The organism is Candidatus Tectomicrobia bacterium (genome assembly GCA_016192135.1).
Lineage (GTDB): Bacteria > UBA8248 > UBA8248 > UBA8248 > UBA8248 > 2-12-FULL-69-37.
On the sequence record JACPUR010000017.1, the window covers coordinates 256,941 to 276,283 of the forward strand.

The window sequence follows — 19,343 nt, forward strand, 5'->3', positions numbered from 1 at the left end:
GTTTTTTAGGAGAAAGATGGAATGGCGATAGCCTCTAAGGAACGTGACGTAAATCTGGCGGAACTGAAGCGCAAGACCATCGTCGAGCTGAACAAGATAACCAAGGACCTCAACATCGAGGGCACGAGCGGCCTGCGGAAGCAGGACCTCATCTACAAGATCCTCGAGGCCCAGACCGAGCGCGAGCGCCAGGACGGCGGCGGCGGGGTCATCTTCGGCGAAGGCGTGCTGGAGATACTGCCCGACGGCTTCGGCTTCCTCCGCTCCCCGGCGTACAACTACCTGCCCGGCCCCGACGACATCTACGTCTCCCCCAGCCAGATCCGGCGCTTCAACCTGCGCACCGGCGACACGGTGGGCGGCGAGATCCGCCAGCCGAAGGAGGGCGAGCGCTACTTCGCCCTGCTCAAGGTCGAGAAGATCAACTACGAAGGCCCCGAGGCCAGCGCCGACAAGGTCCTCTTCGACAACCTGACGCCCCTCTACCCGAACCGGCGCATCCGGCTCGAAATCGCCGCCAGCGACATGAGCAGCCGCATCATGGACCTGCTCACCCCCATCGGGTTCGGCCAGCGCGGGCTGATCGTCGCCGCCCCCCGGACCGGAAAGACCATGCTCCTGCAGTCCATCGCCAAGAGCGTCGCCACGAATCACCCCGACGTGCACCTCATCGTGCTGCTCATCGACGAGCGCCCCGAGGAGGTCACCGACATGGAGCGCTCGGTCCGCGGCGAGGTCATCAGCTCCACCTTCGACGAGCCGGCCTCCCGCCACGTGCAGGTGGCCGACATGGTCATCGAGAAGGCGAAGCGCCTCGTCGAGCACAAGAAGGACGTGGTCATTCTCCTCGACTCCATCACCCGCCTCGCCCGGGCGCACAACACCATCATCTCGCCCAGCGGCAAGGTGCTCTCCGGCGGCGTGGACTCGAACGCCCTCCAGCGGCCCAAGCGCTTCTTCGGCGCCGCGCGGAACATCGAGGAGGGAGGCAGCCTCACCATCCTGGCGACCGCCCTGGTCGAGACGGGCAGCCGCATGGACGACGTGATCTTCGAGGAGTTCAAGGGCACGGGCAACATGGAGGTGCACCTCGACCGGAAGCTCTCCGACAAGCGCGTGTTCCCCTCCATCGACATCAACCGCTCGGGCACCCGGAAGGAGGAGCTCCTGCTCTCGCCGGCCGAGCTCAACCGCGTCTGGATCCTCCGCAAGGTGCTCCAGCCGCTGGGCGTGGTGGACTCGATGGAGCTCCTGCTCGAGAAGATGCAGCAGACCAAGACCAACGAGGACTTCCTGGCCTCGATGAACAACTAGCGTCCCAGCGCCGCCCTCCCGGCCCCCCGGGAGGGCGGTTTTTTTTCGGCGGGCTCCGGGCGGCGGGCCGGGTGGACAAGCCCCGGCGAGTCCGTTATATATTCCGCCTCCGGTGAGGCGTCCGAGGGCCCATCGGCGGCCGGAACAGCCCGTTTTCCGGGCATTTACCCGCAAATGCGGCGGAGAGTCAGCGAGATGAAGACCGATATCCACCCCGAGGTGTTCGAGGCCCGGGTCACCTGCAGCGGCTGCGGCACCACCTTCACCACGCTCTCGACGCGGAAGGAAATCCGGGTCGAGGTGTGCTCCAAGTGCCATCCCTTCTTCACCGGCAAGCAGGCCCGCATCGTGGACACCGAGGGGCGCGTCGAGAAGTTCGTGAGGAAGTTCGAGGGCAAGGAGACCCGCGTCTCCAAGCGCAAGCGCCGCATCGAGGCGGCCGAGGCCGACCGGACCGCCCAAGCCGAGCGCGAGGCCCAGCAGGCCGCGCAGAAGGCCGCCGAGGAGAAGGCCAAGCGGGAGGAAGCCCGCCGCAAGCGCGCCGAGGAGCGCGCCGCCCGGCAGGCCGCCAAGGCGGAGGAGGCCGCTTCGCCCGAGGCGGACGGAGCCGGAGAGAAGCCGGCCGAGGCGTAGCCGGCCTCCGGCCGGAGGTTCCTCCCGGGGCTCGTCCGGCGCCTTCCCTCACCCCGTGCGCGGCGGAGCCTCTTCGGCATGTTTGAAAAAGTCAATCAAATCCTCGAAAAACACAAAGTCCTCGAGAAGCGGCTCTCCGATCCCGCCCTCGTGAAGGACCGCAAGAAGTTCGAGCAGACGGCCCGGGAGCACAAGGAGCTCGCCCAGATCGTCCAGGCCTACGGCGCATGGAGGCGGCTCCAGGACTCCCTCGACCAGGCCAGGGCCCTCCTCGCCGAGTCCGATGCCGAGATGCGCGAGCTCGCCCGCGGCGAGATCGAGGAGAAGGAGCCCCAGGCCGAGACGGCCGCGCTGCGCCTGCGCCAGCTTCTCCTTCCCAGGGACCCCAACGACGAGAAAAACGTCATCATCGAGGTACGGGCCGGCACCGGGGGCGACGAGGCGGCTCTCTTCGCGGCGGACCTCTACCGCATGTACAGCCGCTACGCCGAGTCCCAGGGCTGGAAGATCGAGGAGCTCTCCCGCAGCGAGACCGAGCGCGGCGGCTTCAAGGAGGTTTCCGCCCTCATCAAGGGCGAGGGCGTGTACAGCCGCCTCCGCTTCGAGAGCGGCACCCACCGCGTCCAGCGCGTCCCGGTGACCGAGGCCCAGGGGCGCATCCACACCTCGGCCGCCACCGTGGCCGTGCTCCCCGAGGCGGAGGAGGTCGAGGTGAACATCGAGGAGAAGGACCTGCGCATCGACGTCTACCGTTCCTCGGGGCCCGGCGGCCAGCACGTGAACACCACCGACTCGGCGGTGCGCATCACCCACCTGCCGACGGGGCTGGTCGTAACCTGCCAGGACGAGAAGAGCCAGCACAAGAACAAGGCCAAGGCGATGAAGATCCTCTCGGCCCACCTCTTGGACCTCAAGATCCGCGAGCAGATGGCCGAGCGCTCGGCCCACCGCAAGAGCCTCATCGGCAGCGGGGACCGCAGCGACCGGATCCGCACCTACAACTTTCCCCAGGACCGTGTGACCGACCACCGCATCGGCCTCACCCTCCACAACCTCCCCGCCTTCATGGCCGGGGAGATCGACGAGATGATCCGGGGCGTGACCGAGAGCCACGAGGCCGAGCGGCTGGCCGAGCTCGAGGAGACCGAGTCCGGGATCGCCGCCGGATGAGCGGGGGGCTCGCCGTGCCGGCGCTCCCGAGGACGGCCGGGGCCGCCGCGGCGGAGCTCAGGCGGCGGTTCGCGGCGGCCGGGGTCGAGAACCCGGCCGGGGACGCCGAGGTCCTCCTCGCCTGGCTCCTCGGCTGCGACCGTGCCCGCCTCCACGCCCATCCCGAGACCGGGCTTTCACTCTCCCTCGTTGAGCGGCTCGATGCGGCCGCCGCGCGGCGCGAGCGGCGCGAGCCGCTGGCTTACATCACCGGCGAAAAGGAGTTCTGGTCACTCCCGTTCCGGGTGGGACCGGGCGTCCTCGTCCCCCGCCCCGAGACCGAGCTCCTCGTCGAGCGGGGGATCGCGCTTCTCAGGGAGCGGGAGGCTCCGCTCATTCTCGACCTGGGGACCGGCTCCGGCGCGGTCGCGGTGGCCCTCGCCCATGAGCTGCCGCGCGCCCGCGTCATCGCCACGGACGTGAGCGAAACTGCCCTCCGCTGCGCCCGGGAGAACGCCCGGCGCAACGGGGTGGAGAGCCGGGTGGAGCTCCTCCGTGCCGATTTATCCGGTGGGCTCCCGGAGGGCGCCTTCGACCTCGTCGTCTCGAATCCGCCCTATGTGCCGTCGGGCGAGATCGCCGGGCTGATGCCCGAGGTGTCGCGCCACGAGCCCGTGGAGGCCCTGGACGGGGGGCCGGACGGCATGCGCTTCCTGCGCGCCATCATCCGGGGGGCGCCGGCCCGCTTGCGCCCGGGGGGCGCCCTGCTCCTCGAGACGGCGCCCGGCCAGATCCCCCTGTGCTTGGCCGAGGCGCGTGCGGCGGGGGCGTTCGCCGAGCCCCGCGCCTGGCGCGACCTGGCGGGGCGGGAGCGCGTCCTCGAGGCGGTGAGGGCATAGCGTGGATCAGTTCCGCATCCAGGGCGGCGCGCCGCTCCGGGGGGAGATCGCGGCGAGCGGCTCGAAGAACGCCACCCTCCCCATACTGGCCGCCTCCCTCCTGGCGGAGGAGCCCTGCCTCCTGCGCGGGGTGCCGCGCCTCCGCGACATCGAGACCTTCCTCGAGCTGCTGGACGGCTTCGGCGTCCGCCACCAATGGACGGGCCGGGACGAGCTCCGGCTGGACCCGGCCCGCGCCCGCTCCGGCACCGCCCCCTACGACCTGGTGCGCACCATGCGGGCCTCGGTCATGGTGCTGGGGCCCCTCGTGGCGCGCTTCGGCCACGCGCGCGTCTCCCTGCCGGGGGGCTGCGCCATCGGCGCCCGCCCCATCGACCAGCACCTGAAGGGCCTGGAGGCGCTGGGCGCCGAGATCGGCCTCGAAGCGGGCTACATCGAGGCGCGGGCCCGGCGCCTTCGCGGGGCGCGGATCTCCTTCGACCTTTCCACCGTCACCGGCACCAAGAACCTGATGATGGCGGCGTCGCTGGCCGAGGGGGTCACGGTGCTGGAGAACGCGGCGCGCGAGCCCGAGGTGGGCGCGCTGGCCGATCTGCTGAACCGGATGGGCGCCCGCGTGCGGGGGGCGGGCACCTCGGTCATCGAGGTGGAGGGGGTGGAGAGCCTCCGGGGTTTCGAGGTGGACGTGCTGCCGGACCGCATCGAGACGGGCACCCTGATGATCGCGGGGGCCATCACCGGGGGGGACGTAAAGGTGCGCCGCTGCGTCCCCGCCCACGTGGACGCCCTTTCCATCCGGCTGCGGGAGGCGGGCCTGAGCGTCACCGAGGGGGAGGACTGGGTGCGGGTGGAGTCCCAGGGCGTCATCCGGCCCGTGAACGTGAAGACGGCGCCCTACCCGGGCTTCCCCACCGACCTGCAGGCCCAGTTCATGGCCCTCATGGCGGTGGCGGACGGTGCCTGCGCCATCACCGAGACCATTTTCGAGAACCGCTTCATGCACGCGGCCGAGCTGGTGCGCATGGGCGCCCGCATATCGCTGGACGGGCGGACGGCCCACGTGGAGGGCGCCCCGGGCCTCCAGGGGGCGGTGGTGATGGCCACCGATCTGCGGGCCTCGGCCTCCCTCGTCCTGGCGGGGCTCGCGGCGTCGGGGGAGACGATCGTGCGGCGGGTGTATCATCTGGACCGCGGCTATGAAAGGCTCGAAGCCCGGCTCCGCTCCCTGGGGGCCGACATCGAACGGGTGGCCGAATGAGCGCGAGGAAAGAGAAACCGGCGGCGGAGCTGGCCATCGCCCTGCCCAAGGGGCGAATCTTCCGGGAGGCGGCCGGGCGCCTGCTGAAGGCGGGCCTGCTGTCCAAACCCATCTCGGACGAGAGCCGCATCCTCATCCAGGAGGACGCGGGGACCGGGTTGCGGGTCCTCATCCTGCGGAACTACGACGTACCGACCTATGTCGAGCGGGGGGCGGCGGACCTCGGGGTCATCGGGCGGGACGTCCTCCTCGAGCAGGGGCGGGACGTCTACGAGCCCCTGGACCTCGGCTTCGCCCCCTGCCGCCTCATGGTCGCCGCGCCCCGGGGGGTCGAGTGGGAGGAGCTCCGGCGCCGCATGGGGCTCCGGGTGGCCACGAAGTTCCCGAACATCACCGCCCGCTACTTCGCCGAGCAGGGGGTGCAGGCCCAGGTGATCCGCCTCTACGGCAACGTCGAGATCGCCCCGGCCACGGGGGTCGCCGACGTGATCGTGGACCTGGTGGACACGGGGGGCACCCTGCGCGCGAACGGCCTGGAGCCCATCCGGGAGATCTTCCACGCGACGGCGCGCCTCATCGTGAACCGCGCGAGCCTCAAGACCAAGCACGGCCGGGTGAGCGAGTTCATGGCGCGGCTCAAGAAGGCCTGCGCCCCGGACGGCGGCCCGCCCCGCCGCGCCCGCAAGCCGTGAAGCGCATCCGCTGCGGGAGCGATGAGGCCCGGGCCGCCCTCGCGGCCCTGGCGGCCTCGGGCGGGGGCTCCCTCGCCGGGGCCGAGGCCCAGGCGCGCCCCATCGTCGAGGCCGTCCGCGCCGAGGGGGACGCCGCCCTTCTCCGCTTCACCCGCCAGTTCGACGGCGCCGACCTGGACGCTTCCCGCCTGGAGGTCTCCCGGGAGGAGATGGAGGCGGCCCTCGGGCGGCTCCCGGTCGATATCCGCGAGGCCCTCACCCTGGCCGCCAGGCGCATCCGCGAGTTCCACGAGGCCCAGCGGCCCTCGGCCGTCACCACGCGCCCGGGGGTGGGGGAGCGGCTCCTGCTGCGGCCCATCCCGCTGCGCCGCGCCGGGCTCTACGCCCCCGGGGGGCGGGCGGCCTATCCCTCGACCGTCCTGATGAACGCCCTCCCGGCCCGCGCCGCGGGGGTGAAAGAGGTCATCCTCTGCACCCCGCCCGGCCGGGACGGCGCCGTCGCGGACAGCGTCCTGGCGGCGGCGCGCCTGGCCGGGGTGGACCGCGTCTTCCGGGCGGGGGGCGCCCAGGCGGTCGCGGCGATGGCCTTCGGCACCCGGACGGTCCCCAAGGTGGACAAGATCGCCGGGCCGGGGAACGTCTACGTCTCCGCCGCCAAGCGGCTCGTGCGCGGGGAGGTCGAGGTGGACAAGGACGCGGGCCCGAGCGAGGTGGTGATCCTCCTCGACGAGCCGCGCTGGGCGGAGTGGGCGGCGGCGGACATGCTCGCCCAGGCCGAGCACGACCCCGAGGCGATGGCGGTGGGCGTCGCGGTGGGCCGCGCCACCGCGGACGCGCTTGCGGCCGAGGTCGAGGCCCGGCTCCCGGCCGAGCCGCGCCGGGAGGTGATCGCCCAGGCGCTCGCCCGGCGGGGCGCGGTGGTCGAGGCCCGCACCCGGGAGGAGGCCCTGGAGGTGGCCGAGGGGCTCGCCCCCGAGCACTTGGAGATTCTCTGGGAGGGCGCGGAGGAATGGGCCGGAAGGGTCCGGTGCGCGGGGGCGGTCTTCTGCGGGCCCTGGAGCCCCGTGCCGCTCGGAGACTACCTCGCCGGGCCGAACCACGTGCTCCCCACGGGGGGCTCGGCGCGGTGGGCCTCGCCGCTGGGGGTGCTGGACTTCGTGAAGTGGTCGAGCCAGGTGGTGATGGGGCCCGAGGCGGCCCAGCGCCTGGCCGGACCGGCGGCGCTCCTGGCGGAGCTCGAGGGGCTCCCGGCCCACGCCCGTGCCCTGCGCTTGCGGCTGGGCCCTCCTGGAACGCGGAGGGGCGATGGCCGATAATGGCGGCGGGAACCGGCGGGGCCGGAGAAGAGGAGGCGGTCCATTGGCGGCGAAGGGAGCGTCCCGGAAGGCCGAGGTGCGCCGCAAGACCACCGAGACGGACTTCACCCTGACGATCGACCTGGACGGCGCGGGCCGGAGCGAGGTGAAGACCGGGATCGGGTTCTTCGACCACATGCTCGCCCAGATCGCCCGCCACGGGCTGCTGGATCTCACCGTCCGGGGCAAGGGCGACCTGCACGTGGACGCCCACCACACGGTGGAGGACGTGGGCATCCTCCTCGGGCAAGGGCTGGCCGAGGCGCTGGGCGACCGGGCCGGGATCGCGCGCTACGCCGACGCGCGCGTGCCCATGATGGACGCCCTGGCCGCGGTGGCCCTGGACGCCGGGGGGCGCGGGAACCTCGTCTTCCGGGGCCGATTCCCGGAGCTCCAGGTGGGAGAGTTCGACACCGCGCTCGTGCGGGAGTTCTTCTGGTCGGTGGCGAACCACGCCGGGCTGGACCTCCATATGGAGATCCTCTACGGCGAGAACAGCCACCACATGGCCGAGGCCGCCTTCAAGGGCTTCGCCCGGGCGCTGCGCCGGGCCGTCGAGCGCGATCCGCGCGAGGCGGGCGTGCCGAGCACGAAGGGGGTGCTGTAGGTGGCGGGACCCATCATCGTCGTGGACTACCGGATGGGGAACGTGCGGAGCGTGCGCAACGCCCTCGCGCGCGTGGGGGCGGAGGCGGTGCTCACCTCCGATCCGTCGGCCCTCGAGGGGGCGTCGGGCGTGGTGCTGCCGGGCGTGGGCGGGTTCCCCGAGTGCATGAACGCCCTGCGCGAGGGAGGCCTCGTCCGGCCCCTGCTCGCCGCCATCGAGCGGGGGACGCCCTACCTGGGCATCTGCCTGGGGCTCCAGATCCTCTTCGAGGAGAGTGAGGAGTTCGGCCCCACGCCGGGGCTTGGCGTGCTGCCCGGCAGGGTGCGCCGCTTCCCGGAGGGGATGAGGGAAGGAGGCGGCGCGCTCCCCCTGAAGGTCCCTCACATGGGATGGAACCGCGTGCGGCTGGGAGCGCCATCCCCCATCCTGCAGGGGGTGAAGGAGGGGGAGCACTTCTACTTCGTCCACTCATACTACGCCGAGCCGAGCGAGGCCTGCCGACCCTGGATCGCCGCCTCGTGCCGCCACGGGGTGGACTTCATCGCGAGCGTCCGCCGGGACAGACTGTTCGCCACCCAGTTCCACCCCGAGAAGAGCGGGGCGCGCGGGCTGGAGATCCTCATGCGGTTTGAGCGTGTCTGCCGCGCCGGACAGGCGGCGTGGCGGGCGGCGGGCTAGCGACCACCTATACAACTGTGTCTTTGCGGCCCCTGTTCCCATACGGGACCGGCCGTTCATCCCCGCTACTTGGCGTTGACGGTCGTCGGTTTGCCCGTTTCCCCCATGAAGACCACGAGAACTTTCGCGGGCGTGGTTCCCTCGTTGAAGGCTTGGTGCCAAAGGTTGATGTCCTCGAGGAAGGACTGACCCGTCTTGTATGTTCGGGCCTCGTGTCCGTCGGCCTTCACCTTGAGCGTACCTTCGAGCACGTACACGAAGACGGGGACTGGATGCTGGTGACGGGCCGTCCGGCCGCCCGGTTCCAGCACGCCAACCACCGAGACAATCTCGGCGGCGCCGGTTTTGGGATATTCGATCTTGCCATTGCTGGCGGTCATGCCGGACTTCAAAACGGGCGTGGTTTTGAATCCTTTCGGCAGCGCCTCGTCATGCCCTCCTCCTTCGACGGTTCCGACGAAACCGGCGAAAATAAGTACCGCGCTCAGTGTGGCGATGGAGGCTAGAGACCGCATGGGGCTCTCCTTTGGCGGCGGTTTCCATTTTTAGACGGGCCAATGTACCAGGAAGAACGCCGGGCAAACCACGCGGGGAAAGACCTGAATCTGTGATATGGTCCGCCTCTTTCACCGCCTTTACGAAGCGCGAGACAGGCGGAAAGTGTCTTCGGATTGCATCCCCGCCGGATTGGGTTTAATTAGGGGAGCCAGGGGCTCCGGAGGGTTAAACTCCTCCTTTTTCCGAGGGTTCAGTGCTCATCATTCCAGCGGTCGATCTAAGGGGCGGCAAGTGCGTCCGGCTCATCCAGGGCCGGAAGGAGAGCGAGATCGTCTATGGGGACGATCCCGTCGAGATGGCCCGCCGGTGGGTGGAGATGGGGGCGAAGCGCCTCCATCTCATCGACCTGGACGGCGCCTTCGAGGGCGAGCCCGTCCACCTGGACGTCCTCGCGCGGGCGGCCCGCGAGCTCGGCGTGCCCGTCCAGTTCGGGGGCGGGGTGCGCAGCGAGAGTTCGCTGCGGGCCGTCCTCGAGGCCGGCGCGCGCTTCGTCATCCTGGGGACGAGCGCCCTCCGCGACCCGGATTTCCTGCGCCAGGCGGCACAAAACCACCCGGGCCGCATCCTGCTCGGCATCGACGCCAAGGACGGCGAGGTGCGCATCTCGGGCTGGGAGGAGGGCGAGGCCATAGGGCCCGAGGCCCTCGCGCGGCGCTTCGACGGCCTCCCGCTCGCGGGGGTCATCTTCACCGACATCCGGCGGGACGGCACTCTCGGGGGCTTCGAGCCGGCGGCCACGGTGGCGCTGGCCCAGGCGTGCGGACGGCCGGTATTCGCGGCGGGCGGGGTGAGCCGTTTGGAAGACATCGAGAAGCTCCTCCTCCTCTCGGAGAAGGGCGTGGCGGGCGCGGTGGTGGGCCGGGCGATCTACGAGGGCACGCTCGACCTTCGCGCCGCCCTGGAGATGGTGCCGTGCTAGCCAAGCGCATCGTGCCCTGCCTGGACGTGAAGGGGGGCCGGGTGGTGAAGGGGGTGAACTTCGAGGGCCTGCGCGACGCGGGAGACCCGGTCGAGTGCGCCGCCGCCTACGACGAGATGGGGGCGGACGAGATCTGCTACCTCGACATCACCGCCTCCCAGCAGGCGCGCGGCACCCTCCTGGACGTGGTGCAGCGCACCGCCGAGCGGGTGTTCGTGCCCCTCACGGTGGGGGGAGGCGTGCGGAACGAGGACGACGTGCGGGACCTCCTGCGTGCCGGGGCGGACAAGGTGAGCATCAACAGCGCGGCCCTGCGCGACCCGGGCCTCCTCCGCCGCGCCGCCGAGCGCTACGGCAGCTCCACCCTCGTCTGCGCCATCGACGCGAAGCGGGTCACCGGCCCGGGCGAGCCGGCGCGCTGGGAGGCCTTCACCCACGGCGGGACGCGCTCCACCGGCCGGGACGCCGTGGAGTGGGCGGCGGAGGCCGCCTCGCTCGGGGCGGGGGAGATCCTCCTCACGAGCATGGACCGCGACGGTACCCGGGACGGCTATGACCTGGAGCTCACCCGGGCGGTGGCGGAGCGCGTGCCCGTCCCCGTCATCGCCTCGGGCGGGGTGGGCACGCTCGAGCATCTCTACGAGGGCATCGCGAGGGGCGGGGCGGACGCCGTGCTCGCCGCCTCGATTTTCCACTTCGGCGACTACACGGTGCAGCAGGCGAAGGACTTCCTGCGGGAGCGGGGGGTGGAGGTGCGCGCGTGAGCGGGGTTTCCTTGCCCGAGGTGAAGTGGGACGCCCAGGGGCTCGCCCCGGCCGTCTGCCAGGACGCGGGGACGGGCCAAGTCCTCATGCTGGCCTGGATGAGCGCCGAGTCGCTGCGCCTCACTCTGGAGAATGGGACGGTCCACTTCTGGTCGCGCTCGCGCCAGTCCATCTGGCACAAGGGCGAGACTTCGGGGAATTTCCTGCGCCTCGTCTCGGCCAGCCTGGACTGCGACGGGGACGCTCTCCTCCTCTCCGTCCGGCCCGATGGCCCCGCCTGCCACACCGGCCGCATGTCCTGCTTCTTCAACCCGGTTCCCACGGGCCGGGAGGCGGAGGGGACGCCGGGGCTCCCCTTCGACCCCAACCTCCTGGAGGCGATCTACAGGCTCATCCTGGAGCGCCGGGACCAGGCCGACCCCGAGAAGAGCTACGTGGCCCGGCTTTTCCGGGGAGGCGAGGACCGCATCCTCAAGAAGATCTCCGAGGAGGCCGGGGAGGTCGTCCTGGCCGTGAAGAACGCCAAGCCGGAGGAGATCACGGCCGAGACGGCGGATCTCTGGTTCCACTCCCTCGTCGCCCTGGCCCTGCGGGATGTCCCGCCCGGGCGGGTCCTCGCCGAGCTCGCCCGCCGCTTCGGGCGGGGGGGCCGGCCCGAGTCGAAGTAGATCTCCTGTCCGAACTTTGGCAAAATATGGCAGATTTTCGCTTTTTTTATTCAATTTGTTGACAAAACTACCCCCTCTCCCTATATTAAATGTCGACCGCCAAGCGCCGGACAGGGCCGGGGGAAGCCCTTCAACCATTTGAAATAATTGGCCTAAGCGGGGATGGTGGCCTGCCGTCCTCTTTCTCTTCTCGCCCGGAAACCAGGGGGTTTCCAACTTTACATCCTGGGCAGCCGTTGTTTTGCCCGGACATGGCCCGGGTGCGGGCATCTTTCTGTGCCCCGGACTGAAACGAGCCGAACCTGATGATGGATGAACGAACCCTCCAGGCCATCGAATTCCCGCGCGCGCTGGCCCTCCTCGCCCGCCGGTGCGTCTCGGCTCCGGGGAAGGCCGCCGCCCTGGCGCTCCGGCCGGTGGGGGAACCGGCCGAGGTCCGGCGGCTGCAGGAAGAGGCGGAGGAGGCCCTCCGCCTGCTGGGCGAGGGACTGAAGCTGCCACTCGTCCCCTTCGAGGATTCCGACTCCTGGCTCGAGGACATCCGGCGCCGCGGGGGCGCGCTCGAGGGAGAGCGCTTCCTGGACATCCTCCATCTCCTCGGGGCCGGGGCCGAGGCGGCGCGTTTCTTGAGCGAGAGAGCCGGACGCCTCCCGCGCCTCCAGGCGCGCATGGCCGGGGCCGATCTGCTGTTTCCCCTGGCGGCCCAGATCCGGCGGGTGCTGAACGAGCGCGGCGAAGTGCGCGACGAGGCGAGCCCCGAGCTGGCGCAGGCGCGCTCGGCCCTGCGGTCCCTGCGGGGCCAGATTCTCCGTCTGCTCGACCGGGTGATGGCGGAGCATCTGACCGCCATCCAGGAGGCGCTCGTCGTCCAGCGCCGGGAGCGCTACGTCGTCCCGGCCAAGACCTCCTTCCGCCGCAGCTTCGAGGGGGTGGTGCAGGACCGCTCGGCGAGTGGGGAGACCCTCTTCGTCGAGCCCCTGCAGGCCGTCCCCCTCAACAACGAGCTGGCCGAGGCGCGGGAGGCCGAGCGGGCCGAGGTGGAGCGCCTGCTGCGCGAGTTGACGGCGGCTGTCATGGCCTCGCGCCGGGAATTGGCGGATCTCTCGTCCCGGCTCGCGGGGCTCGACCTCATTTGGGCCAAGGGGTTGCTGGCCGTGGAGTGGAAGGGAATCCGGCCCGGTGAGAGCGGCCGAATCGTTCTTCGGGGGGCCCGGCATCCGCTCCTGGCGGCGGGGGCGGGCGCGGTCCCGCCCGGGGAGGTGGTGCCCATCGACCTCGAGGTGGGGGGCGGGGTGCGCCAGCTCGTCATCACGGGGCCCAATACCGGCGGCAAGACCGTCGCCCTGAAGACGGTGGGGCTGTTCGCCGCCCTGAACCAGTGCGGGGTGCCCCTGCCTGCGGGAGAGGGGACGGAGCTTCCCCTGGTCCGGAGGCTCTTCGCCGACATCGGGGACGAGCAGGACCTCCAGCAGAACCTGAGCACCTTCTCGGGCCACATGGCCCGTATCGCGGGGCCGGTGGCCGGGGCGGGCGAGGGCGACCTGCTCCTGCTCGACGAGCTCGGCACCGGCACGGATCCCGCCGAGGGCTCGGCCATCGGGGTGGCGGTGCTGGAGCACCTCGCGGCGAGCGGGGCGCTCGCGGTGGCGACGACCCACCACGACGCGCTCAAGCACTATGCCTATGCCTCGCCTGGCGCCGAGAACGCCGCGGTGGAGTTCGATCCGGACACCCTGGCCCCCACCTTCCGCATCCGGATGGGGACCTCCGGCCCGTCCAACGCCATGGTGGTGGCTGAGCGTATGGGCCTCCCGGCGGGGGTGCTGCGGCGGGCCCGGACGCTGGCTGAGGAGGGGCCGGTTCGGGTGGACCGCCTCATGGCCCGTCTTGGGGAGGAGGAGGAACGCCTCCGGGGGCTGGAGCGAGCCCTGGTGGCCGAGGAGGAGGCGCTCCGGGCTGCCGAAGCCGCTTTCGAGACCGAACGGACCGAGGCGGAGGCCCGGCGGCGGGGGGAGGCGGAGAGCCTGCTGAAAGAGCTTCGCCGGGAGGCGGACGCCCTCATCGCCGAGCTTCGGGAGGCCGAGGGCCCCGAGGCCGCGCGCCGGGCGGCGCGGGAGCGCATCCGGGAGATGACGGAGCGGGCCGAGGCGGGGCTTCCGGAGCCCTCGGTCCACCGCAACGGAGCGCCTGAGGTTCCTCTGGAGGTGGGGGCGCACGTCCGCCTCCGCATGCTGGGGCGCGTGGGCGTCGTCCAGGCGGTGGGGAGCGGGGGAGTGCTCACCCTCAGCGTGGACGGCAAGACCCTGCGCGTGCCCGCGGAGGCGGTGGAGCCCGCGCCCGCCGGGGCCGCCGCGACCGGGCGGGCGGTGGTGACCCACGAGACGAGCGCGGAAAGCCGGGATTTCTCCCCCGAGTTGCACCTGCGCGGGGTGCGGGCGGCGGACGCGATCGAGGTCCTCGAAAAATATTTGGACGATGCGGCCCTCCTGGGTGTTCCCTCAGTGAGGGTGGTCCACGGCAAGGGCTCGGGCGCCCTGGCCAAAATCATCGCCGAGCGGCTGGAGGGCCATCCGCTGGTGGCCAGCTTTGGGCCGGCCCGGCCCGAGCAGGGCGGGTGGGGCGTGACGGAGATCGAGCTGGCCCGGCGCTGAGGCGCGGGCGGCTTTGGAAGGAGCGGACGGTGGGACGCATCCCGGACGAGGTGGTGGAGCAAATCCGCGAGGGGCTGCCGATCGAGACCCTGATCGGCGAGTACATCCCCCTTCGGAAGGCGGGCACCACCTTCAAGGCCTTGTGCCCTTTCCACGAGGAGAAGACCCCCTCGTTCACCGTGAATCCGCGCATGGGCATCTTCAAGTGCTTCGGCTGCGGGGTGGGCGGGGACGCGGTTCGCTTCCTCATGCTCCACGAGGGACTGAACTTCCGCGAGGCGCTCCAGAACCTGGCCCGGCGCCAGGGCATCGACCTCTCCCGCTACGACGGCCCGGGCGGGGAGGCGGGCGAGGCCAGCCCGCGGGAGCGGATGCTGGCCATCCACCGCTTCGCCGCGGCGTTCTACCGGAACTGCCTGAAGGCATCGGCCGGGCAGCGGGCGAGGGCATATCTGGCCCAGCGGGCGCTGGGCCGGGAGGCCGAGGAGGCCTTCAAGGTCGGCTACGCCCCCGCCCGGTGGGACGCGCTGTGCCGGGCGGCGGGGGAGAAGGGCATCTCTCCCGAGGAGTTGGCCGAGGCGGGCTTGGCCACGCGGCGGGAGGAGGGGGCGGGATTCTACGACCGGTTCCGGGACCGGGTGATGTTCCCCATCCTGGGGATGGAGGGGGAGGTCATCGGGTTCGGGGGCCGCTCGCTTCCCGACAGCGAGAGCCGCCACGCGACGGCCAAGTACATCAACTCGCCCGACACGGCGCTGTTCAGGAAGGGGCGGGTGCTCTTCGGGTTCCATCAGGCCCGGGAGGCCATCCGCGGCGGGGGACGCGCCCTGGTCACCGAGGGCTATTTCGACGTGATCTCGCTCTGGCAGGGGGGATTCCGGGCGGCGGTGGCGCCGCTGGGGACGGCCCTCACCGCAGAGCAGCTCCGCCTGCTCCGGGCCCAGGCCGAGGAGGTCGTCTTCGTCTTCGACCCGGACAGCGCCGGGCGCGCGGCCTCCGAGCGGGCGGGGGAGATGGCCGGCCGGCTCATGCGGCTGGCCGGGGCTCCGGACCAGCTCGTGGCCGGGGAGGTGCTCCGGAAAAGTTTCATCGATCGGGAGGGCCTCGGGTCGGTCCGCCTGAAGGTGGTGAACCTGCCGGGGGGCGAAGATGTGGACGATTTGCTCCGAAATCAGGGCCCCGAGGCGTTCGCGCGATTGCTGGACGGGGCCAAAGGCCTTCTGGAGCATACGGTCCAGGCCAGCCTGGAGGGGGTGGGGCCAAATTCGGATATGGCGACCAAAATTGCGGCAGTTCAAAGGCTTATCCCCATATTAAGTGCTTGCGATTTAACAATTCGGAACCAATATTGCTCGTTATTGGAGCATCAACTCCATGTTCCGTACCAAAACGTACAGGACATGGTGCAGCGGATGCTGGACGAGGAAGGCCGGGGGAAGCGGACGGGCGCCGGGCGCGGCGAGCCGCTTCTGGGCCGGGCCGTGGCGCGCCCCCGGGTCGAGGTGGATGTCCTGAGGATTCTTCTCCACCGCCCGGAGCTGGCGGGAGACTCCGAACTGAGCCCGGCGCAGTTTCACGACCCGGCTGTCCGCGAGGCGGTGGGCCTGATGGTTTCCGCCGCCCGCGCGGGCGCCCCGCTCCGGCCGGCCTCCCTGGCCGGCCGCCTCGTGGACCCGGACGCGCGGGCCCTGGTGGAGGAGTTGGCGGCGGAGGACGGCGCGCCGGAGGACCCCGAGGGGGAATTCCGCGATCACATGGATCGGTTGGGCGAGCGCTCCCGGCGCCGCCTGGAGGAGAGATTGAACCAGGCGATTGAGGACGCCCGCCGCCGCGAAGGGGAGGATTCCCCCGCGGTGCTCAGGCTGCTGGAGGAGAAGAATGCGCTGCTGCGCCAGCGGCAGCGGCATGCGACTCCCCGGTAGGAAGCCTCGGGTCCACGGCCCGGATTCAGGGAAAAGGAGCAGAGAGTGGAAGAAATTGCGACGAACGAAAATGAGACCAAGATCACCGACGTCAAGGGACTGATCGATCTGGGCAAGGAGAAGGGCTTCCTCACCTACGACGAGGTGAACGACGTCCTGCCGCCCGAGGTCACGTCACCCGAGGCGATCGATGACATCATGGTCCTCTTCAACGAGATGGACATCGAGATCCTCGATTCCGACGCGGCCGAGAAGCGCGTGGCCCGGAAGAAGGAATTCGCGGAGACGGAGGAGCGCGAGGAGCCCGAGGCCGCGGAGGCCCTGACCACCTTCGACGACGCCGCCTACGGCAAGACCGACGACCCCATGCGGATGTACCTCCGCGAGATGGGGCAGATCCCCCTGCTCAGCCGGGAGGGGGAGATCGAGATCGCGAAGCGGATCGAGGAGGGCCAGCTCGAGGTGAGCCTGGCCACGGTCAGCACGCCCGTCGCCATCAACGCCGTGCTGGAGCTGGGCGAGAGGCTCCGCAAGGGCGAGCTCTCGGTGGTGGACATGGTGGTCGTGACCACGGACACCACCGCGGACGAGGACGACGCCAACAAGGAGAAGCCCTCCTACGAGGAGGACAAGAAGCGCATCCTGGCCTTGGTGAACCGGGTCAAGGTCCAGATCCGCCTGCTCGACAAGCTCCGCGCGCCCGACGGCAAGAAAAACGGCGGCGGGGCCAAGGGGCCGGCCGTCCTCAAGCACCTGGAGAAGGTGGCCGCCCTCATCCGCGACATGAACCTCCGGCCCGAGCAGGTGGACCGCATCGCCGACCGGGTCCAGGCCCTGGTCCAGTCCATCCACAAGTACGAGGACGAGGTGAAGGGCTACCTCGATCAGGTGGGCATGGACGAGGCGCAGCTTCGGGCCGCCGTGCGCGACATGGCCAAGGGCAAGGGGGGCGCGGTGCCCGTCGGCGAGAAGCGCATCCCGCTGAACATCCTGGCCGAGTATGACCTGCGCATCAAGAACGTGCGCCGCCGCATCAAGCAGACGGAGAAGGAGGCGGGCGCCTCGCGCGAGGAGCTCGAGCGTTCCCTCCAGATGATCCGCCAGGGGCGGCGCAAGGATCGCCAGGCCAAGAAGGAGCTGGCCGAGGCGAACCTCCGCCTCGTGGTGAGCATCGCCAAGAAGTACACGAACCGGGGCCTGCAGTTCCTGGACCTGATCCAGGAGGGGAACATCGGCCTCATGAAGGCGGTGGACAAGTTCGAGTACCGGCGCGGCTACAAGTTCAGCACCTACGCCACGTGGTGGATCCGGCAGGCCATCACCCGGGCGATCGCCGATCAGGCGCGGACCATCCGCATCCCCGTGCACATGATCGAGACGATCAACAAGCTCGTCCGCACCTCCCGGCAGCTCATCCAGGAGCTGGGGCGCGAGCCCTTCCCGGAGGAGATCGCGGTGCGGATGGATATGCCGGTGGACAAGGTCCGCAAGGTCCTCAAGATCGCCAAGGAGCCCATCAGCCTCGAAACCCCCATTGGGGAGGAGGAGGACAGCCACCTCGGCGACTTCATCGAAGACAAGAAGGCCGAGTCCCCGCAGGACTCCGTCATCCGCCTCAGCCTCAAGGAGGCCACCCACCGGGTGCTCCAGACCCTCAGCCCCCGGGAGGAGAAGGTCCTGCGCAAGCGCTTCGGCATCGGGGCGGAGAACGAGCACACCCTCGAGGAGGTCGGGCAGGACTTCGACGTCACGCGCGAGCGCATCCGGCAGATCGAGGCCAAGGCGCTCCGCAAGCTCCGCCACCCCAGCCGGAGCAAGAAGCTGCGCAGCTTCATCGAGGAATAGAGGCGCTATTCCCTGTGGCCCTCTCCGCCCGCGGGTTTGACAACCGCGGGCGGGGAGGGCCATAACAACGATCCAAACGGGTTGGTCCGCCGGCCGCGGGGGAGGTGCCCTTCCGGCGCCGGTCCCCCAGCGGCGACTGTCCATCTGGGCCCATAGCTCAGCGGTAGAGCGGCCGGCTCATAACCGGCTGGTCCTTGGTTCGAATCCAGGTGGGCCCACCAGTCTCGAGAGGGCGAGGAGTCCCTTCAGGTGCACCCCGAGCTTCGGGCGCTGATCGAGCTTCAGGCCGTCGACGACCGCATCGCCAAGGTGAAGCGGGAGCTGGGGGCCATACCCGCGCGCATCGAGTCCGAGAACCGGCAACTCAAGTCCTTCGAGGAGGCGCTCGGCGAGTCCCAGAAGGCGGTCGACGGTGTCAAGAAGCGGCAGCGCGACACCGAGAGCGAAATCAAGGCCGCCGAGCAGAAGCTGCGCGAGACCCGGGGCAAGCAGGCCTTCGTGAAGACCAACGACGAGTTCCGCGCCCTCAACAACGAAATCGCCCAGCTCGAGGGCCGCGTCGCCTCCCTGGAGGACTCGGCGCTCGAGGTCATGGAGAGCCTCCCCGCGGCCGAGAGGCGGCTGGCCGAAGCGAAGGCCCAGCTCGAGAGCGCGAAGGGAGCGGTCAAGGGCGCGATCGGCCGGCACCAGGCCGAGCTGGAGCGCCTGGAGAAGAGCCTCGACACCCTCATGGTGGAGCGGCGGACCGTTCTCTCCGGCGTCAGCCGCCCCTGGCAGGAGCGCTACGAGAGGTTCTACAAGGGCCGGGGCGGCCTGGCCGTGTGCCCCATCATCGACCAGATGTGCCAGGGATGCCAGATGTCGGAGACGCTCCAGCGCTTCTTCGAGATCCGCGACTCCGCCGATACCATCTTCACGTGCTCGAACTGCGGCCGCATCATCTTCTACAAAGAGAAGGATGCGGTCGCCGCGGCCTCCCACTCCGAAGAGGCAGAGTGAGCCCGGGCCGGCGTCTCCGGGTGCACACCGACGGGGCCGCCCGGGGAAATCCCGGGCCGGCTGGCGCCGCCGCTCTCCTGTACGACGAGTCGGGCGCCTGCGTGGGAGAGGCGATCCGCTACCTCGGCGTGGCCACGAACAACGTCGCCGAGTACCAGGGCCTCCTGCTGGGGCTGGACCGGGCGATGGCGCTGGGGGCGGCCGAGGTCGAGGTGGTGACCGATTCCGAGCTCCTGGCGCGGCAGTGGAGCGGCCAGTACCGGGTCAAGCACCCGGAGCTGAAGGAGCTTTACGCGAAGGCCAAGGAGGCCGCCCGCCGTTTCGAGCGGGTGGAGGTGCGGCACGTGCGGCGGGGGGAGAACGCCGCCGCCGACGCCGCCGCCAACCGGGCCATCGACACGGCTTCGGGCGGCTAGGCCGAGGGAGGAGAGA

Annotated in this window: 17 protein-coding genes and 1 tRNA gene; 17 read left to right on the plus strand and 1 reads right to left on the minus strand. The window is 70.5% G+C overall.

What is annotated here, in order from left to right:
• The first annotated feature begins 21 nt into the window (after window positions 1-21).
• From rho to hisH, 9 genes are all read left to right on the plus strand, one after another.
• Entirely contained in the window at window positions 22-1,314 is a 1,293-nt protein-coding gene (gene rho, locus HYZ11_07660; GenBank protein MBI3127464.1) for a transcription termination factor Rho, read from the plus strand.
• 195 nt (window positions 1,315-1,509) lie between these two features.
• The gene (gene rpmE / locus HYZ11_07665; protein MBI3127465.1) at window positions 1,510-1,947 is read left to right on the plus strand and encodes a 50S ribosomal protein L31; all 438 of its coding nucleotides are present in this window, start codon (window positions 1,510-1,512) and stop codon (window positions 1,945-1,947) included.
• A 78-nt stretch (window positions 1,948-2,025) separates the two neighbouring features.
• A complete protein-coding gene (gene prfA, locus HYZ11_07670; GenBank protein MBI3127466.1) occupies window positions 2,026-3,117 on the plus strand; it encodes a peptide chain release factor 1 in 1,092 nt (363 codons plus the stop codon).
• Window positions 3,114-3,995 (plus strand): peptide chain release factor N(5)-glutamine methyltransferase, encoded by an 882-nt coding sequence (gene prmC, locus HYZ11_07675; protein MBI3127467.1) that lies wholly within the window; start codon window positions 3,114-3,116, stop codon window positions 3,993-3,995. Before prfA ends, prmC begins: the two co-directional genes overlap by 4 nt.
• A 1-nt stretch (window position 3,996) precedes the next feature.
• On the plus strand, window positions 3,997-5,253 hold the full coding sequence (murA, locus tag HYZ11_07680) for a UDP-N-acetylglucosamine 1-carboxyvinyltransferase (GenBank protein MBI3127468.1): 1,257 nt from the start codon (window positions 3,997-3,999) through the stop codon (window positions 5,251-5,253).
• Window positions 5,250-5,945: an ATP phosphoribosyltransferase gene (locus HYZ11_07685; GenBank protein ID MBI3127469.1), complete on the plus strand. Its 696-nt coding sequence runs from the start codon at window positions 5,250-5,252 to the stop codon at window positions 5,943-5,945. Before murA ends, HYZ11_07685 begins: the two co-directional genes overlap by 4 nt.
• Entirely contained in the window at window positions 5,942-7,261 is a 1,320-nt protein-coding gene (hisD, locus tag HYZ11_07690; GenBank protein ID MBI3127470.1) for a histidinol dehydrogenase, read from the plus strand. The genes HYZ11_07685 and hisD overlap by 4 nt, the downstream gene beginning before the upstream one ends.
• Entirely contained in the window at window positions 7,251-7,907 is a 657-nt protein-coding gene (gene hisB, locus HYZ11_07695) for an imidazoleglycerol-phosphate dehydratase HisB (GenBank protein MBI3127471.1), read from the plus strand. Before hisD ends, hisB begins: the two co-directional genes overlap by 11 nt.
• Before the next feature lie 33 nt (window positions 7,908-7,940).
• Window positions 7,941-8,585 (plus strand): imidazole glycerol phosphate synthase subunit HisH, encoded by a 645-nt coding sequence (gene hisH, locus HYZ11_07700; GenBank protein ID MBI3127472.1) that lies wholly within the window; start codon window positions 7,941-7,943, stop codon window positions 8,583-8,585.
• Between the two features lie 65 nt (window positions 8,586-8,650).
• On the opposite strand, the gene HYZ11_07705 is transcribed toward hisH, so the two are convergent.
• Entirely contained in the window at window positions 8,651-9,100 is a 450-nt protein-coding gene (locus HYZ11_07705; protein ID MBI3127473.1) for a cupin domain-containing protein, read from the minus strand.
• 236 nt (window positions 9,101-9,336) lie between these two features.
• Between HYZ11_07705 and hisA the strand changes: the two genes are divergently transcribed.
• From hisA to HYZ11_07745, 8 genes are all read left to right on the plus strand, one after another.
• The gene (gene hisA / locus HYZ11_07710) at window positions 9,337-10,062 is read left to right on the plus strand and encodes a 1-(5-phosphoribosyl)-5-[(5-phosphoribosylamino)methylideneamino]imidazole-4-carboxamide isomerase (protein ID MBI3127474.1); all 726 of its coding nucleotides are present in this window, start codon (window positions 9,337-9,339) and stop codon (window positions 10,060-10,062) included.
• On the plus strand, window positions 10,056-10,826 hold the full coding sequence (hisF, locus tag HYZ11_07715; protein ID MBI3127475.1) for an imidazole glycerol phosphate synthase subunit HisF: 771 nt from the start codon (window positions 10,056-10,058) through the stop codon (window positions 10,824-10,826). The genes hisA and hisF overlap by 7 nt, the downstream gene beginning before the upstream one ends.
• On the plus strand, window positions 10,823-11,494 hold the full coding sequence (locus tag HYZ11_07720; GenBank protein ID MBI3127476.1) for a bifunctional phosphoribosyl-AMP cyclohydrolase/phosphoribosyl-ATP diphosphatase HisIE: 672 nt from the start codon (window positions 10,823-10,825) through the stop codon (window positions 11,492-11,494). Before hisF ends, HYZ11_07720 begins: the two co-directional genes overlap by 4 nt.
• A 305-nt stretch (window positions 11,495-11,799) precedes the next feature.
• Complete coding sequence (locus HYZ11_07725) at window positions 11,800-14,145, plus strand: Smr/MutS family protein (protein ID MBI3127477.1); 2,346 nt, start codon at window positions 11,800-11,802, stop codon at window positions 14,143-14,145.
• A gap of 29 nt (window positions 14,146-14,174) precedes the next feature.
• The gene (gene dnaG / locus HYZ11_07730; GenBank protein ID MBI3127478.1) at window positions 14,175-16,067 is read left to right on the plus strand and encodes a DNA primase; all 1,893 of its coding nucleotides are present in this window, start codon (window positions 14,175-14,177) and stop codon (window positions 16,065-16,067) included.
• A 45-nt stretch (window positions 16,068-16,112) separates the two neighbouring features.
• Window positions 16,113-17,912, plus strand: coding sequence for an RNA polymerase sigma factor RpoD (gene rpoD, locus HYZ11_07735; protein MBI3127479.1), 1,800 nt, complete (start codon window positions 16,113-16,115; stop codon window positions 17,910-17,912).
• 146 nt (window positions 17,913-18,058) lie between these two features.
• Window positions 18,059-18,133: transfer RNA gene (locus tag HYZ11_07740), tRNA-Ile, on the plus strand.
• Between the two features lie 630 nt (window positions 18,134-18,763).
• Window positions 18,764-19,327 carry a ribonuclease HI family protein gene (locus tag HYZ11_07745; protein ID MBI3127480.1) on the plus strand — a complete coding sequence of 188 codons (564 nt, stop codon included), beginning with the start codon at window positions 18,764-18,766 and terminating at the stop codon, window positions 19,325-19,327.
• Window positions 19,328-19,343 lie beyond the last annotated feature (16 nt).